This is a genomic window from Pseudomonas sp. SWRI68 (assembly GCF_014269165.1).
GTDB classification, from domain to species: Bacteria; Pseudomonadota; Gammaproteobacteria; order Pseudomonadales; family Pseudomonadaceae; genus Aquipseudomonas; species Aquipseudomonas capeferrum.
The window spans coordinates 217,365-231,870 of record NZ_JABWRU010000004.1 but is presented as its reverse complement, the minus strand read 5'-3'; the positions used below and the strand labels follow the sequence as shown (position 1 = coordinate 231,870).

14 protein-coding genes and 1 riboswitch are annotated in these 14,506 nt (G+C 64.4%); of the genes, 6 read left to right on the top strand and 8 right to left on the bottom strand.

The window, feature by feature from the left end; all coding sequences use genetic code 11:
- Positions 1 to 7 precede the first annotated feature (7 nt).
- The 4 genes from HU770_RS09140 to HU770_RS09125 form a co-directional block, all read right to left on the bottom strand.
- Positions 8 to 616 carry a YqiA/YcfP family alpha/beta fold hydrolase gene (locus tag HU770_RS09140; RefSeq protein WP_186663514.1) on the bottom strand — a complete coding sequence of 203 codons (609 nt, stop codon included), beginning with the start codon at positions 614 to 616 and terminating at the stop codon, positions 8 to 10.
- 151 nt (positions 617 to 767) lie between these two features.
- Positions 768 to 1,574, bottom strand: a complete 807-nt coding sequence (gene cpdA / locus HU770_RS09135; RefSeq protein WP_189673082.1) for a 3',5'-cyclic-AMP phosphodiesterase — start codon at positions 1,572 to 1,574, stop codon at positions 768 to 770.
- A gap of 85 nt (positions 1,575 to 1,659) precedes the next feature.
- Positions 1,660 to 2,112, bottom strand: a complete 453-nt coding sequence (locus HU770_RS09130; protein ID WP_027592506.1) for a DUF1249 domain-containing protein — start codon at positions 2,110 to 2,112, stop codon at positions 1,660 to 1,662.
- Positions 2,103 to 2,720 (bottom strand): NUDIX domain-containing protein, encoded by a 618-nt coding sequence (locus HU770_RS09125; protein ID WP_033701837.1) that lies wholly within the window; start codon positions 2,718 to 2,720, stop codon positions 2,103 to 2,105. Before HU770_RS09125 ends, HU770_RS09130 begins: the two co-directional genes overlap by 10 nt.
- Positions 2,721 to 2,905: 185 nt before the next feature.
- Here HU770_RS09125 and HU770_RS09120 point away from each other — a divergent pair, with 185 nt between their 5' ends.
- Positions 2,906 to 3,652 (top strand): RsiV family protein, encoded by a 747-nt coding sequence (locus HU770_RS09120; protein ID WP_033701838.1) that lies wholly within the window; start codon positions 2,906 to 2,908, stop codon positions 3,650 to 3,652.
- Here the strand turns inward: HU770_RS09120 and cytX are convergent.
- Both cytX and thiC read right to left on the bottom strand, forming a co-directional pair.
- The gene (cytX, locus tag HU770_RS09115; RefSeq protein WP_186663513.1) at positions 3,621 to 4,904 is read right to left on the bottom strand and encodes a putative hydroxymethylpyrimidine transporter CytX; all 1,284 of its coding nucleotides are present in this window, start codon (positions 4,902 to 4,904) and stop codon (positions 3,621 to 3,623) included. The two genes, HU770_RS09120 and cytX, sit on opposite strands and share 32 nt — an antisense overlap.
- A 177-nt stretch (positions 4,905 to 5,081) precedes the next feature.
- A complete protein-coding gene (thiC, locus tag HU770_RS09110; protein ID WP_033701840.1) occupies positions 5,082 to 6,962 on the bottom strand; it encodes a phosphomethylpyrimidine synthase ThiC in 1,881 nt (626 codons plus the stop codon).
- 155 nt (positions 6,963 to 7,117) lie between these two features.
- A riboswitch (TPP riboswitch) is annotated at positions 7,118 to 7,223 on the bottom strand.
- A 160-nt stretch (positions 7,224 to 7,383) separates the two neighbouring features.
- Here thiC and HU770_RS09105 point away from each other — a divergent pair.
- Complete coding sequence (locus tag HU770_RS09105; RefSeq protein WP_186652780.1) at positions 7,384 to 8,817, top strand: TolC family outer membrane protein; 1,434 nt, start codon at positions 7,384 to 7,386, stop codon at positions 8,815 to 8,817.
- A 51-nt stretch (positions 8,818 to 8,868) separates the two neighbouring features.
- Here HU770_RS09105 and waaA read toward each other — a convergent pair whose 3' ends face one another.
- The gene (gene waaA, locus HU770_RS09100) at positions 8,869 to 10,140 is read right to left on the bottom strand and encodes a lipid IV(A) 3-deoxy-D-manno-octulosonic acid transferase (RefSeq protein ID WP_186652783.1); all 1,272 of its coding nucleotides are present in this window, start codon (positions 10,138 to 10,140) and stop codon (positions 8,869 to 8,871) included.
- An 11-nt stretch (positions 10,141 to 10,151) separates the two neighbouring features.
- Positions 10,152 to 11,042, bottom strand: a complete 891-nt coding sequence (locus HU770_RS09095) for a LysR family transcriptional regulator (protein ID WP_186663512.1) — start codon at positions 11,040 to 11,042, stop codon at positions 10,152 to 10,154.
- An 85-nt stretch (positions 11,043 to 11,127) separates the two neighbouring features.
- Between HU770_RS09095 and HU770_RS09090 the strand changes: the two genes are divergently transcribed.
- From HU770_RS09090 to HU770_RS09075, 4 genes are read left to right on the top strand one after another with little or no spacing between them, the layout of a single operon-like run.
- On the top strand, positions 11,128 to 11,460 hold the full coding sequence (locus tag HU770_RS09090; protein ID WP_033701845.1) for a multidrug efflux SMR transporter: 333 nt from the start codon (positions 11,128 to 11,130) through the stop codon (positions 11,458 to 11,460).
- A 46-nt stretch (positions 11,461 to 11,506) separates the two neighbouring features.
- Positions 11,507 to 12,682, top strand: coding sequence for an FAD-dependent oxidoreductase (locus tag HU770_RS09085; RefSeq protein WP_186652790.1), 1,176 nt, complete (start codon positions 11,507 to 11,509; stop codon positions 12,680 to 12,682).
- Positions 12,679 to 13,491, top strand: coding sequence for an aldo/keto reductase (locus HU770_RS09080; protein WP_033701847.1), 813 nt, complete (start codon positions 12,679 to 12,681; stop codon positions 13,489 to 13,491). Before HU770_RS09085 ends, HU770_RS09080 begins: the two co-directional genes overlap by 4 nt.
- A gap of 37 nt (positions 13,492 to 13,528) precedes the next feature.
- The gene (locus HU770_RS09075) at positions 13,529 to 14,497 is read left to right on the top strand and encodes a hypothetical protein (protein WP_033701848.1); all 969 of its coding nucleotides are present in this window, start codon (positions 13,529 to 13,531) and stop codon (positions 14,495 to 14,497) included.
- Positions 14,498 to 14,506 lie beyond the last annotated feature (9 nt).

Genomic DNA, 14,506 nt, shown 5'->3' with positions numbered 1-14,506 from the left:
ACAAAAGTCAGAGCACAGAAAAGTCGAGCGCCGCATACAAACTCGGGGCAACACCGGCGAAGGCCAGCATCGCCGGCAAGCGCTCGACGAAGCCCTGGAAGCTGTGGTCGCCACCGGCCTGGATACGCAGGGCACAAGCACGGTAATAGCGCTCGGCGTGGCGATAGTCCAGGGTTTCATCGGCGGTCTGCAACCACACTTGATAGCGATTGGCATCCACGGGGGCGGGCACTTCCAGCTCGGCCAGGGCCTGCACGTGATCGTGAGTCAGCTCCCAGGCCTCATCGGTGTAAAGGTTGCGCTGGGTGCCGAGGTAGCCATCGAACAACCGATGCGGTGCCACTGCCGGGTTGATCAGCAGGGCCTTGAGGCCATGGCGCTCGGCCAGATAGGTGGCATAGTAGCCGCCGAGCGAACTGCCGACCAGCAGGGGCGCGCCCAACTCGGCAATAGCGCCTTGCAGTTGGGCAATGGCCTGGCGCGGGTGATGGTGCAAGGCCGGTACGCGCAATCGCTCGGACAACCCCAGCAGCTGCATGACGGCCTCAAGCTGGCGCGCCTTCTTCGACAGCGGCGAGCTGTTGAAGCCATGGATATAGAGGATGGAACCCGACATGCTGCCCCCGGAATCTGTGGCTTCGCGCCCAATCTGGCAGGCGCAGGGACGCGCAGTGTAGCGCGTTCGCCGGGTTTTGACGCAGCGGCGGGGTTTTCGCAACAATTTCTTCGGCAACCTGAAGGGCCGCTGCGCAGCAGCCCCAAGGCCGTCAATACCCCGGGCTGTCGAAGTCCAGCTTCACGTCGAAGTCCCGCGCCCGCTCTACACCAGTCTCCAACCGCCCGTCGGCGTGCAGACGCAGCCAGCGATAGCCCGGCTGTTCCTCGCTCACCTTGAAGTCCTCGCTGTGCGCCGCGAACTGAATGCAAGTAGACGGCGTGGCCAGCAAGCGCAACCCCTCGCGCATTTCATCCCACGGCTGGTGGACATGCCCCCAAAGCAGCCCGCGCACCTGTGGATAACGTTCAACGATGCCGAACAGCGCCTGGGCATTGCGCAGGCCGATCGGGGCGATCCAGGCGCAGCCGATGTCCACCGGCTGATGATGGAGGCACACCAGGCAATGGCGCTCGCCCGCTGTCTTCAATGCACCCTCAAGCAGGCTCAGCTGAGCCTCTTCGAGCAGGCCATGGGTCGCGCCGGCCACCGCAGAATCGAGCATCACGATGCGCCAGCCACCGATATCGGTAACCGCTTGCACCAGGTCCGTGCCCTGCGCGATGTCGGCCATCACCCTGGCTTCGTCATGGTTGCCCGGCAACCAGCGCGTCGCCACGCCAAACCCTGCGGTCAACTCGCGGAACGCTTCATACGACGCCACGCTGGCGTCCTGGGAAAGGTCCCCCGTGCACAGCAGCAGGTCGATGGCCGGTTGCTCGCGCTGCACCTGGGCAACCACATGGCGCAGGCTGTCCCGGGTATTGAGACCCAGCAGGGTGCCGGCCGGGTCGGCAAACAGGTGGGCATCGGTGAGTTGCACCACATGCACGGGGCGGGTTGGGTCTAGGTGCGGCAACGGCCGTCTCCTCGAACGGATTCAGCACGAATTATGGCTGTGCAACGGGTGCGAGCAAACACCCGAAGCCGACGCACATCACATTTCAGCGAACGCTTGCCAATTCGTGACCACAGGCCAGGCAGTGGCTCAGCCACTCGCCGAGGAACAGGTTGAGCTGCGCCTTTTCATCGGGCTGGTGCATGCCTGCATTGGGGTACGGGTAGATACTGCGCAGGCGCCGCGCGTGCTCGGCGCTGACCACCTCGGCCATGCGCGCATCGTGGTACACCTGAACCTCCAGGTGCGGCACTGGCAGCCACGGCAAGCTGTGCTCCTGGCGCACGTGCAGCGTGGTGGTATACGGGCAGGCCAGCACCACATCGAGTACCAGCACACCGAGCATCTGATCGCCTTGGGTCATGCCGATACGACGCGAGCTCTGGGTGGTGCGCATGTCAGGCAACAAGCGCATCAAGCGGGCGTAGTTGGCCTCGCAGGCTGCTTGCAGCCCGACCAGGTCGACCCGATATCGCTCGCGCAGCAGGTTCACTTCCACATACCTCGAACTTCGTCTCTGTTGAGCGCCAGCCATTGCAGGCCAATGATCGTCGCAGCGTTGCAGATACGGCCGTCACGTACCGCCTGCAAGGCATCTTCGAACGACCAGACGCGCACGCGGATGTCCTCGCCCTCTTCTTCCAGGCCATGCAGGCCGCCCGCGCCCTCGCTGGTGCAACGCCCAAGGAACAGATGGACGTATTCGTCACTGCCACCGGGCGACGGGAAGTAGCGGGTCATCGGCCACAAGGCGCTGAAGGTCAAACCGGCCTCTTCTTCTGCCTCGCGGTGTGCAACCTCTTCAGGCTGCTCGTCCTTGTCGATCAGCCCGGCGACCATCTCGATCAGCCACGGGTTGGCGACCTTGTCGAGCGCGCCGACACGAAACTGCTCGATCAACACCACTTCATCGCGTAGCGGGTCATAAGGCAGCACACAGACCGCATCATGACGCACGAACAGTTCGCGGCTGATCTCGCGGCCCATGCCCCCGGCAAACAGTTCGTGGCGCAGGTGCACCTTGTCGAGCTTGTAGAAGCCCTGGAAGCAGTTGGCCCGCTTGACGATCTCGACCGCCTTGGGGACTGAATTGAGCGTGTCTGACATAGAAATCCTCGTTACCTCATTTACCGCTTCGCGCCATCCTACTCCGCCTGCCGGCCTCTTTCATCCGTTTCCAGCAACCGTTCGCGCACTCGGGACAGCGCGCCTTCTGTCTGTTAGCTTAGTGGCGAACTGAAGGCCGCGCCGACGGTCAAAGGCCGACTTTTCCCTGTTCTGCAAGGATCATCATGACACTTGTCAAACTGACTTCCGTGGCCGTGCTGGCACTGGCCCTGGGTGCCTGCCAGAGCCTGTTCACGCCTAATTACCGGGCACCGCTCGAGGTCAAGCGTGACGCCTGGGAGCACGTCAAGCCCGGCTGCAGCGAAAGCGACTGCCCCCTGGTGAACATCGACACCATTCACTTCCCGGCCCTACCCAAGCTCGATGGCATCGTCGAACAGCGCCTGCTGCAACTGACCGAAGACAACCAGCGCGGCGCCGCGCCAACCACCTTGCAGGCGTACGAGCAGCAGTACCTGGCCAGCGCCGACAAGCGCAACAGCAGCTACCTGCAGGCCAAGGTACGCGAGCAGCATGACGGACTGGTGATCATCGAACTGTCCAGCTACCTGGACAGCGGGGGTGCCCACGGCATGCCGGGGCGTGGCTTCATCAACTATTCGCGCAAGCTGGACAAGGTCCTGACCCTGCAGGACATGCTGGTGCCAGGCCAGGAAGAGACCTTCTGGAAAACCGTCGAAGAGTCGCACCGCGCGTGGATGATCAGCGTGGGCATGGACAAGGACGCCGAATTCATCAAGACCTGGCCCTTCAAGAAGTCGCCGCACGTCGCCCTGACGTACGGCGCGGTGGTGGTCAAGTATGAGGTCTATGCCATCGCGCCCTACTCCATGGGCCACGTCGAGCTTAAGATCCCCTACCCGCGCCTGAACGGCGTGATCAAGCCTGAGCTGTTTCCCGGCCGCGGCTGAAGCTCAGTAGCGCATGCAGCACACCTGCCAGCACCAGCGCTGGCAGGGTCGCCCCCAGGTCCGGCGCTTGCGCGGCGATCAGATGATAAGCCGCCACCCCCGCGGCCCAGGCCAGCAACGCCTGCCAGTGCAAGCCATCGACCTGCGCCGGCAAGCGGCGGCGGCGGATCACGTAGTGGTCCATCAGCACCACGCCGAACAGCGGTGCGAACACCGAACCGATCAGCAGCAGGAAGTTTTCGTACTGGGCCAGCGGCGCCAGCAGGGCGATCAGGGTGCACAGCACGCCGATGGCCAGCGCCAGGTGCTCGACCTTCAGTGGCAAAAGCACACCGGTTGAAACCGCTGCCGAATGGATGTCGGCGAAGGCCTTTTCCGACTCGTCCAGCAGAATGAGCAGCAGCGGAATACCCAAACCGGCGCCAGCCAGGGCCAGCAGCAAGGCATTGACTTCGCCACTGGCGGCAAAGGCCAGGGTGTAGGCAACGCCCAAGCTCATCAGCCAGGTGTTGCCGATAAAGTACCCAACTACCGTGCCGCCGAACACATGCTTGCCATTGCGGGCGAAGCGCGAGTAGTCGGCGATCAACGGCAACCAGGACAGCGGCATGGCGATGACGATGTCAAAACCCACCGCCAGCGACATAGAGCCATCCCCGGCGCGGCCCCACAGCTCAGCCAGGTCGGCCTTGGCAAACAGGTTCCAGGTCAGCCACAGGCAAGCGCCCATCAACAACCAGATACCCCAGGCGCGCAGCACCTTGCGCACGAAAGCCAGTGGCCCGCTGACGGCCAACACAGTGGCCAGCGCACCGAAGCACAGGGTCCACAGCACCGGGCTGTTCCAGGCACTGTCTTCACCGAAGGCCCGCGCGCCCAGCAGGCTGGCGGCATCGCGCATGACGATGATTTCGAAGGCGCCCCAACCGACCAGTTGCAACAGGTTGAGCAGTGCCGGCAAACGCGCGCCATGGCTGCCCAGGCTCAGGCGCAGGGTGCCCATGGCAGAAAGGCCGGTGTCGCTGCCGATAACCCCGGCAGCCCCCAGCAACAACACACCCACACCGGTGCCCAGCGCGATGGCCAGTACCGCGCCGGCAAGGCCCAGGCCTGGGGCCAGCATGGCGCCGACCTGCAGCACCATCAGGCCGATGCCGAGGGAGAACCACAGCGCGAACAGGTCACGTGCGCCAAAGATGCGTTGCTGGGTGGGGACCGGGTGGTCGGGGGAGAATTGGCTGGGGGTGGTCATGCTGGCAGACACTCGGCATTAAAGGAGGTTGAACACGGTCGCTGTAGGAGCGGCCTTGCGTCGCGAAAGGGGCGCGAAGCGCCCCCCCCGGCTTCAGCTTCGCCGCTGATCGTGCCGGGGCCGCTTCGCGCCCCTTTTCGCGACGCAAGGCCGCTCCTACAGAGGGCAGTTTTGCAGTCAGACTTTTTTGTACAGCTGGCTGCCTTCCTGGCGGAACCGCTCGGCCTGCTCACGCATGCCATCTGCAACCGTCACGTCCACGGTTTCGATCTTGGCGGCGTATTCACGCACTTCCTGGGTGATCTTCATCGAGCAGAACTTCGGCCCGCACATCGAACAGAAGTGCGCGACCTTGGCCGACTCCTTGGGCAGGGTTTCGTCGTGGTACGCGCGAGCGGTGTCTGGGTCCAGGCCAAGGTTGAACTGGTCTTCCCAACGGAACTCGAAACGCGCCTTGGACAAGGCGTTGTCACGAATCTGCGCGCCCGGGTGGCCCTTGGCAAGGTCGGCGGCATGGGCGGCGATCTTGTAGGTGATGATGCCGGTCTTGACGTCGTCCTTGTTCGGCAGGCCCAGGTGCTCCTTGGGCGTCACGTAGCAGAGCATGGCGCAACCGAACCAGCCGATCATCGCCGCGCCGATACCCGAGGTGATGTGGTCGTAACCCGGCGCAATGTCGGTGGTCAGCGGGCCGAGGGTGTAGAACGGCGCCTCGTCGCAGCATTCCAGCTGCTTGTCCATGTTCTCCTTGATCAACTGCATCGGCACGTGGCCTGGGCCTTCGATCATGCACTGCACGTCGTGCTTCCAGGCGATCTTGGTCAGTTCGCCTAGGGTTTCCAGCTCACCGAACTGTGCAGCGTCGTTGGCGTCGGCAATCGAGCCCGGGCGCAGGCCGTCGCCCAGCGAGAAGCTGACGTCGTAGGCCTTCATGATTTCGCAGATTTCGTCGAAGTGGGTGTACAGGAAGTTTTCCTGATGATGCGCCAGGCACCACTTGGCCATGATCGAGCCACCCCGGCTGACGATGCCGGTGACACGCTTGGCGGTCAGCGGTACATACCGCAGCAGCACGCCAGCATGGATGGTGAAGTAGTCCACGCCCTGCTCGGCCTGCTCGATCAGGGTGTCGCGGAACAGCTCCCAGGTCAGGTCTTCGGCGACGCCGCCGACTTTTTCCAGGGCTTGGTAGATCGGCACGGTACCGATCGGCACCGGCGAGTTACGGATGATCCACTCGCGGGTTTCGTGAATGTGCTTGCCGGTGGACAGGTCCATGACCGTGTCCGAGCCCCAGCGAATGCCCCAGGTCAACTTGGCCACTTCTTCCTCGATCGAGGACCCCAGCGCACTGTTGCCGATGTTGCCGTTGATCTTCACCAGGAAGTTGCGGCCGATGATCATCGGTTCCAGCTCGGTGTGGTTGATGTTGGCCGGGATGATCGCGCGGCCGCGGGCGATTTCTTCGCGGACGAATTCGGGGGTGATTTCTTTCGGGATGTTGGCGCCGAAGCTGTGGCCGGCGTGCTGCTGGTCGAGCAGGCCGGCAGCGCGGGCTTCCTGCAGCTTCATGTTCTCGCGGATGGCCACGTATTCCATCTCGGCGGTGATGATGCCCTGGCGGGCGTAGTGCATCTGCGAGACGTTGACGCCAGCCTTGGCGCGGCGCGGGTTGCGCACGTGGTTGAAGCGCAGCTTGGCCAGCTCTGCATCGTTCAGGCGCTGTTGGCCGAAGTTCGAGGTCAGGCCGCCCAGGCGCTCAGTGTCGCCGCGGGCGTCGATCCAGGCCGAACGGACGTCGGCCAGGCCCTTGCGCACGTCGATGATGACGTCAGGGTCGGTGTAAGGGCCGGAAGTGTCGTAGACCAGCACCGGGGCATTGGTTTCGCCGCCGAAGTCGGTCGGGGTGTCGTGCAGGCTGATTTCGCGCATGGGCACGCGGATGTCCGGGCGAGAGCCCTCGACATAGACCTTGCGCGAACGGGGGAACGGTTGCACGGACTGCTGATCGACTTGTGCCGATTCGCTGAGGTTGATCGTTTTTTCTTGTTTGCTCATCACGGGCTCTCCAGACAGCTTCCTAGCGGATGGAATGTCGGGGAGAACCTGAAAGACGCGGACGCACCCAGAGATGGATGCAGTGCCGGACATGGGGTGCCTAGCGCTTTTTACAGCGGCGACAATCCCGGACCTGGCACAAGAGGCTCACCGGGAAAGCGAGCAATCTTGTTCCCTACGCAGGCGCTAACCTGATCAGGTTCAACGGGATCCGGAACTTCCGATCTCAGCCTTTGCAACAAGGCACCCCGACAAGAACATGCGCAGTCTAGACTGGAGTGGCCGGCAAAGCCAAGCGGGTAAATGCGGGGATGATGAAAGGCGCACTGAGCGATTGTTGCCAGGGGCGCATGGCACTACACTGGCCCATCGCTCGATACTCAACAGTTCAGTAATTAAATTTCGTACAAGGATTGCCTCTATGCTGCGCAAACTCTCACTGGCGATAGCCGTGTCTTGTGCGTCCAACGGAGTGGTCTGGGCAGCGGATGTGCCCATGACGGTGAAGACCGACCTGGTCAGCGTCTACCAGGAGGCGGTCGACAACAACGCCGACCTTGCAGCGGCCCGCGCCGATTATGGCGCCCGCCGCGAGGTGGTACCGCAGGCCCGCGCCGGCCTGCTGCCGAACCTGTCGGCCGGTGCCGAAATGTTGAACACCCGTACCAAGCTCGACGAACCGTCGATGACTTCCAACCGCAGCGGCAACGCCTGGAGTGCGACCCTGGCGCAGCCGGTGTTCCGTGCCGACCGCTGGTTCCAGTTGCAGGCCGCCGAGGCGGTCAACGAGCAGGCAGCGCTTGAGCTGTCGGCCACCGAGCAGAACCTCATTCTACAGACGGCGCAAAACTATTTTGCGGTGCTGCGCGCCCAGGACAACCTGGCCGCGACCAAGGCTGAAGAATCTGCCTTCAAGCGCCAGCTCGACCAGTCCAACGAGCGTTTCGACGTGGGCCTTTCCGACAAGACCGACGTCTTGCAGTCCCAGGCCAGCTACGACACCGCCCGCGCCAACCGGATCATCGCCGAGCGCCAGGTACAGGATGCCTTCGAAGCCCTGGTGACCCTGACCAACCGCGAATACGCGTCGATCCAGGGCGTTGTCCACACCCTGCCGATTCAGGTGCCCACGCCCAACGATGCCAAAGCCTGGGTCGAGACCGCCGGGCGGCAGAACCTCAACCTGCTGGCGACCAACTACGCCGTCAGCGCCGCTGAAGAAACCCTGCGCCAGCGCAAGGCCGGCCATGCCCCGACCCTGGATGCGGTGGCCAAGTACCAAAAGGGTGACAACGACAGCCTCGGCTTCACCAACCCTTCGCAGCTGGGCGTGCGTTACAGCGGCGACGTCGAGCAGACCAGCGTCGGCCTGCAGCTGAATATTCCGATCTACAGCGGCGGCCTGACCAGTTCGCAAGTGCGCGAGGCCTACCAGCGCCTGAGCCAGAGCGAGCAACAGCGCGAAAGCCTGCGCCGCCAGGTGGTAGAGAACACGCGCAACCTGCACCGTGCGGTGAATACCGATGTGGAACAGGTGCAGGCGCGCAAGCAGTCGATCATTTCCAACCAGAGCGCGCTGGAAGCCACCGAAATCGGCTACCAGGTCGGTACCCGCAACATCGTCGACGTGCTCGACGCCCAACGCCAGCTGTACACCTCGGTGCGTGACTACAACAACAGCCGCTATGACTACATTCTCGACAACCTGAGCCTCAAGCAAGCGGCCGGCACCCTGAGCCCGCAAGACCTGCAGGACCTGGGGCGGTATCTGAAACCGGACTACAACCCGGACAAGGACTTCCTGCCACCAGACCTGGCGGCAGCTGCAGCGAAGAACTTCGAACGCAGGCCTTGAGATGCGTAGGGCTTCTTCGCGGGTAAAACCGCGAGGAAGCCAGAACCAGAATCAGCGAATAAGTGCACCCAGCCCATCCAGCAACCGCTGCAAGGCCCCCTGATTGGCCTGCATCACCGCCCTGCCCGCCTCGCCCATGCGCTGACGATCCTGCGGCAATTCGATCAGCCGCCGTACCGCCTCGGCCAGCCCTTCGACATCCTCGACCTGCTGCAACGCCCCGGCTGCCTTCAGCATCGCGCTGATTTCAAGGAAGTTGAACACATGTGGCCCCATGATCACCGGCAATGCCAGCGCTGCCGGTTCCAGCGGGTTGTGCCCGCCAGTGGCAACCAGGCTGCCGCCGACGAAGGCGATGTCGGCCAGCGCATAGAGGAACAGCAACTCGCCCATGGTATCGCCGAGCAATACGCGGGTCTGGCCATCGACTGCAGCATCGGTTGAACGGCGCACGGTGGCGAACTGCTCGGCACACAGGGCATGCACCGAGTTGAACCGCTCAGGGTGGCGCGGCACCAGGATCAGCAGGGCATCGCCGTGCACCTGCAGCAACGCCCGATGGGCCTGCAGGATCAAGGCATCCTCACCCTCATGGGTGCTGGCGGCGATCCACACCGGGCGCTGGCTTGCGCCCCATTGCTCGCGCAGCGCCCTGGCGCGCGGCAGCAGTTGGTCATCGACCTTCAGGTCGAACTTGATCGAACCGGTCACCTGCACACACGCAGGCAGCGCGCCCAAGTTGCGAAAGCGCTGCGCTTCGGTGTCGGTTTGCACCGCGATCAGGCTCATCTCGGCGAGCATCGGCCGGGTCAGCTTGGCGAAACGCGCATAACCACGGGCGGAGCGCTCGGACAACCGGGCATTGGCCAGCGCCACCGGGATGCCCCGCTTGGCACACTGGTGGATGTGGTTAGGCCACAACTCGGTTTCCATGATGATGCCCAGCTTCGGCTGCACATGGTCGAGAAAACGCCCGGCGGCCCATGGCAGGTCGTAGGGCAGGTAGCAATGCTGCACGCGCGGTTCATCGGCAAACATGGCGCGAATGCGTTCGGAACCGGTCGGCGTCATGCAGGTAAGCGTGATCGGCAGGCCTGGGTAGGCCTTGAGCAGCGCCCGCACCATGGGTGCGGCGGCGATGCTTTCACCCACCGACACGGCATGCACCCAGATGCCGCCCCGCTGCATGGCCGGCAGGTTGAAGGCGAAGCGCTCGCCGATGCGCTGGCCGTAGGCCGGTGCCTTGCGCGCCCGCAGGAACAGGCGCAGCGCAACCAGTGGCAGGCCCAGGTGAAACAGCAAGGTATAGAGAGTTCTGTTCATGGCGGCGAAGTTTACCCGATCGCGCGCAGGTGCACCGCAAAGCGCTCGGCCAGCCATTGCGCGGCCGGCCCCAACGGCTCGTCACGGCGCCAGGCCAGCTCGACGACCAGCGCCGGCGGCCGCCACTCGCTGGCAAGCTCGACCATTTGCGCCTGGTAGGTGGGGTACTGCACCACATGCCGGGGCAGCCAGGCCCACCCCAGGCCGCGCATCAGCAGTTCAGCCATGGCGTAGAAGCTGTCGGCGCGCCAGACCTGTGGGCTGATCGCTTCGCCGCCGGGGTAGCCACTCTGCTGCGGGGTGATCAATAACTGCCGGTGGCGTGCCAACTGCTGGCGGCTGACCCTCGCCTGCTCCGCGAGCGGATGGCCGACCGCGCACACCGTGACCATTTCCACACTGCCCAGGGCACGGCGCTCCAGCGACGCCGGCATGCTTTCATGATGAAAAAACAGGCCAAGGTCGGCGCGCCGCTCCACCAGCTTGCGCGCCACATCACCCTGGGCGGCGCTGGCCAGTTGCACTTCCAGGTACGGGTAGCGACTGGCCAGCTCGTCCAGGCTGTCGATGACGGGCTGATAAGGCATCGCCTCGTCCTGGGCGACCCGCAACAGGGCTTCCTGCCCGCGCATCAGGGCCAAGGCGCGCCCGTCCAGGCGTTCGCATTGGCGCAGCAGTTCACGGGCGTCCTCCAGCAGCGCGGTGCCGTTTTCGGTCAGCTTGGGCTGGCGGCCGCTGCTGCGTTCGAACAGGGTTACGCCCAGGTCCGCCTCCAGCAGGGCGATGGCGTTGCTCACCGCCGACTGGGCCTTGCGCTGTTCACGGGCAACGGCGGAGAACGAGCGCAGTTCAACAACGCGCACGAAAGTGCGTAGTTGCTCGAGGTTCCACTGTTCGGCCATCAACCTATCTCCATGGGTGATAGGTAATGACTTTACCCCATCCCGGCAACGCCTAGAATGCCCGACCAGTCACCGGAGAATCGCCATGAACGCCTACACCTACCTCGCCATCGCCATCTGCGCCGAAGTCATCGCCACTGCCTCCATGAAAGCGGTGAAGGGGTTCAGCACGCCTCTGCCGTTGCTGCTGATGGTGGTCGGCTACGGCATCGCGTTCTGGATGCTGACCCTGGTGGTGCGCAGCATTCCGGTGGGGATCGCCTATGCCATCTGGTCGGGGCTGGGCATTGTGCTGATCAGTGTGGCGGCACTGGTGATCTATGGGCAGAAGCTGGATGTACCGGCAATGCTGGGCATGGCGATGATCGTCGGTGGGGTGGTGGTGATTCAGCTGTTCTCGAAGACTGCCGGGCATTGATACGGGCTGTATACTTGCCAGCTGTCCCAGTCTTCGAGGTACCGCCATGCCAACCGCCATTTCCACTGACGTACTGATCGTCGGCGCCGGGGTCGCAGGCCTCTGGCTCAATGCCCGGTTGCGCCGTCAGGGCTTTTCGACCGTGCTGGTGGAGCGCGCCAGCCTCGGTGGCGAGCAGACCATCAAGTCTCAGGGCATCATCCACGGCGGCACCAAGTACGCCCTGCACGGCGCCCTGACCGGCGCCTCGGAAGCCATCGCCGACATGCCGCGGCGCTGGCGCGAGGCTTTGGCGGGCAATGGCGAACTGCCGCTGGGCAACACCCGCCTGCTGTCCGAGGCACACTACCTGTGGTCCCCCGGCACCCTGGCCGGCAACCTCACCAGTTTCTTCGCCAGCAAGGCCGTGCGCGGCCGGGTCGATCAGGTCAAGGGCGAGCAACTGCCGCCGGCCCTGCAGGACCGCGCCTTCAAGGGCAAGGTCTATCGCCTGGCGGAACTGGTCATCGACGTGCCCAGCCTGCTGGCCAACCTGGCCGAACTGGCCGGCGACAGCCTGCTCGCCGGCGAGCGCATCGAACCCCTGCGTGACGGCGATGAGCTGGTGGGTTTGCGCGTGGACGACCGTGAAATCCGCGCGCAGCGTATCGTGCTCAGCGCCGGCGCCGGCACCGAAGACCTGTTGCATGCGCTAGGCCTGAGCCAGCCGGCCATGCAGCGCCGCCCCTTGCACATGGTCATGGCCAAGGGGCCGAACCTCAAGCCGCTGTATGCGCACTGCCTGGGCGGCGGGCCCAAGCCACGGGTCACCATTACCACCCACCCGGCGGCCGATGGGCAGTGGGTCTGGTACCTCGGCGGCGACCTGGCCGAGGCCGATGGCGTGGCCCGCGAGCCGGCCGCGCAGATTGCCGCGGCGCAAAAGGAAATCGCCAACCTGCTGCCCTGGGTCGACCAAGGCCAGGTCCGCTGGGCAACCCTGCGCGTGGATCGCGCCGAGCCCGCGCAGTCGGGCCTGGTGCGCCCGGACAACGCCTTTATCGCCGACCAGCAACGCCTGCTGGTGGGCTGGCCGACCAAGCTGGCGCTGGCACCGGACTTCAGCGACCGGGTAATCGCCATGTTTGAACGCGACGGCATCCGCCCAGGCGCCCAGCCCGACCTCAGTGGCCTGCCGCGCCCTGCGCTGGGCGTGCCTGCCTGGGAGCGACTGCTGCCATGAGCCTGCCGACCCTGCACGACTTCCATCGCCCGCTGGGCAGTACCGGCCTCAAGGTCTCGCCCCTGGGCCTGGGCACGGTCAAGCTTGGCCGCGACCAAGGCGTGAAATACCCCACCGGCTTCACCATCCCCGATGATGACGAAGCCCGCATGCTGCTGGCCCAGGCCCGCGAACTAGGCATCAACCTGATCGATACCGCGCCGGCCTATGGCCGCAGTGAAGAGCGCCTTGGCCCGCTGCTGCGCGGCCAGCGTGATGCGTGGGTGATCGTCAGCAAGGTGGGTGAAGAGTTCGACAACGGCAGCTCGCACTTCGACTTCAGCGCCGCCCACACCCGCCGCTCTGTGGAGCGCAGCCTGCGCCGCCTGGAAACCGACCACATCGAGCTGGTGCTGGTGCATTCCGACGGCAATGACCTGGCGATCCTCGAGCAGCAGGAGGTCTACCAGACACTTGCGGCCCTTAAGCAAGAAGGCAAGATCCTTGGCTTCGGGCTGTCGGGCAAGACCGTCGCAGGTGGCCTCAAGGCCTTGGAACAGGGCGACTGCGCCATGGTCACCTATAACCTGAACGAGCAGGCAGAACGCCCGGTGCTGGACTACGCTGCCGAACACGGCAAGGCGATCCTGGTGAAGAAGGCCCTGGCCAGCGGGCACATCTGCCTGGCACCCGGGGTCGACCCGGTGCAGGCCAGCTTCGAGCTGCTGTTTTCCCACCCGGGCGTCAGCAGTGCTATCGTCGGCACCATCAATCCGTTGCACCTGGCCCATAACGTGGCCACCGTCGCCCGAATTCTGGGCCAGCATTGAGCCGCCCTCGCGGGCGTCCGACAGGAGGAGGAACCTCGTGCCGCGAACGCTGATCCGCAAGAACCCGAGCAACTTCAAGACACTGCCGCTGCATGTCGAGGCCACCGCCGAAGGCCTGGTTTACCAAAGCATCGGCATGCCGCTGAACTTCGCCCAGACCCAACAGCGGCGCCGTGCCATCCAGCTGCCCGACACGCAGCGCTTCGTGGCCGAGCTTGCCAACCTGGGTGTCTCGGTACGCCTGACTCTGCACTGGCAAAACCGTGACTACTGGGTATTGGTGCGTCAGCGGCGCCAGGACCGCGGCGACGTGGTGCTGAAGCTGATTTCTGGCTATGTCCCCGCCCAAGAACTCAACTTGCCACTGCACACCGCCGTCCAGGAAGTGGCCGAAGAATGCCTGCTGGAAACCCCGGAAGGCTGGCTGGGTGGGCGTTTCAATGACACCTGGCTGCCGGCCCCCTACGCCGCCGCTCTGCACTACCGCGAAGCGCTGCCGTTTGTGCTGACGCCGGAGTCTGGTGCCGCACGGCCGGTGCACTGCGCCAACCTGATGCTGCTCGAACGGCCACGGGCCTATGTGCACTTGCCGACCGCCTCGTTGCAGCTCATCTATGACATGCGCCTGCAGGTGCCCAGGGACGCCAAGAAGCTCAGCCTGTTCCATGTCGATGAACGCCTGGAAGGCGACCAGTTGGTGGCCCGGCTCAATCGCAAACGGCCGGACCTGTACCTGATGCCCTTGAAGGACGGGCAACCGTTGGCCGAACTCTACACGCTGAAAAAGGACGAGCTGGTGCCGGCGAGCACACGCGGGCTGTACCTGGCCGAGAGCTTTGCCCGGCAAGAAGGTTGGGTGGTCAGGGATGAGCGGATTCGCTGGCGGGATTGGGTGAAGCAGCAAGGGTTGGTGGAGGCCAAGCCCGGGCGGGCTTCACATCTGCAGCGGTTTGGCGACAAGGCGCGGGCATTGCTGGCCAAGGCGCGGACTTCGTTGCACAAGTAACACTGGGGC

Excerpts from the sequence above, each read along its gene's own strand:
- HU770_RS09140 (WP_186663514.1), bottom strand. The coding sequence starts at position 616 with ATGTCGGGTTCCATCCTCTATATCCATGGCTTCAACAGCTCGCCGCTG.
- HU770_RS09125 (WP_033701837.1), bottom strand. The coding sequence starts at position 2,720 with ATGTCAGACACGCTCAATTCAGTCCCCAAGGCGGTCGAGATCGTCAAG.
- HU770_RS09120 (WP_033701838.1), top strand. The coding sequence starts at position 2,906 with ATGACACTTGTCAAACTGACTTCCGTGGCCGTGCTGGCACTGGCCCTG.
- cytX (WP_186663513.1), bottom strand. The coding sequence starts at position 4,904 with ATGACCACCCCCAGCCAATTCTCCCCCGACCACCCGGTCCCCACCCAG.
- thiC (WP_033701840.1), bottom strand. The coding sequence starts at position 6,962 with ATGAGCAAACAAGAAAAAACGATCAACCTCAGCGAATCGGCACAAGTC.
- HU770_RS09105 (WP_186652780.1), top strand. The coding sequence starts at position 7,384 with ATGCTGCGCAAACTCTCACTGGCGATAGCCGTGTCTTGTGCGTCCAAC.
- waaA (WP_186652783.1), bottom strand. The coding sequence starts at position 10,140 with ATGAACAGAACTCTCTATACCTTGCTGTTTCACCTGGGCCTGCCACTG.
- HU770_RS09095 (WP_186663512.1), bottom strand. The coding sequence starts at position 11,042 with ATGGCCGAACAGTGGAACCTCGAGCAACTACGCACTTTCGTGCGCGTT.
- HU770_RS09090 (WP_033701845.1), top strand. The coding sequence starts at position 11,128 with ATGAACGCCTACACCTACCTCGCCATCGCCATCTGCGCCGAAGTCATC.
- HU770_RS09085 (WP_186652790.1), top strand. The coding sequence starts at position 11,507 with ATGCCAACCGCCATTTCCACTGACGTACTGATCGTCGGCGCCGGGGTC.
- HU770_RS09080 (WP_033701847.1), top strand. The coding sequence starts at position 12,679 with ATGAGCCTGCCGACCCTGCACGACTTCCATCGCCCGCTGGGCAGTACC.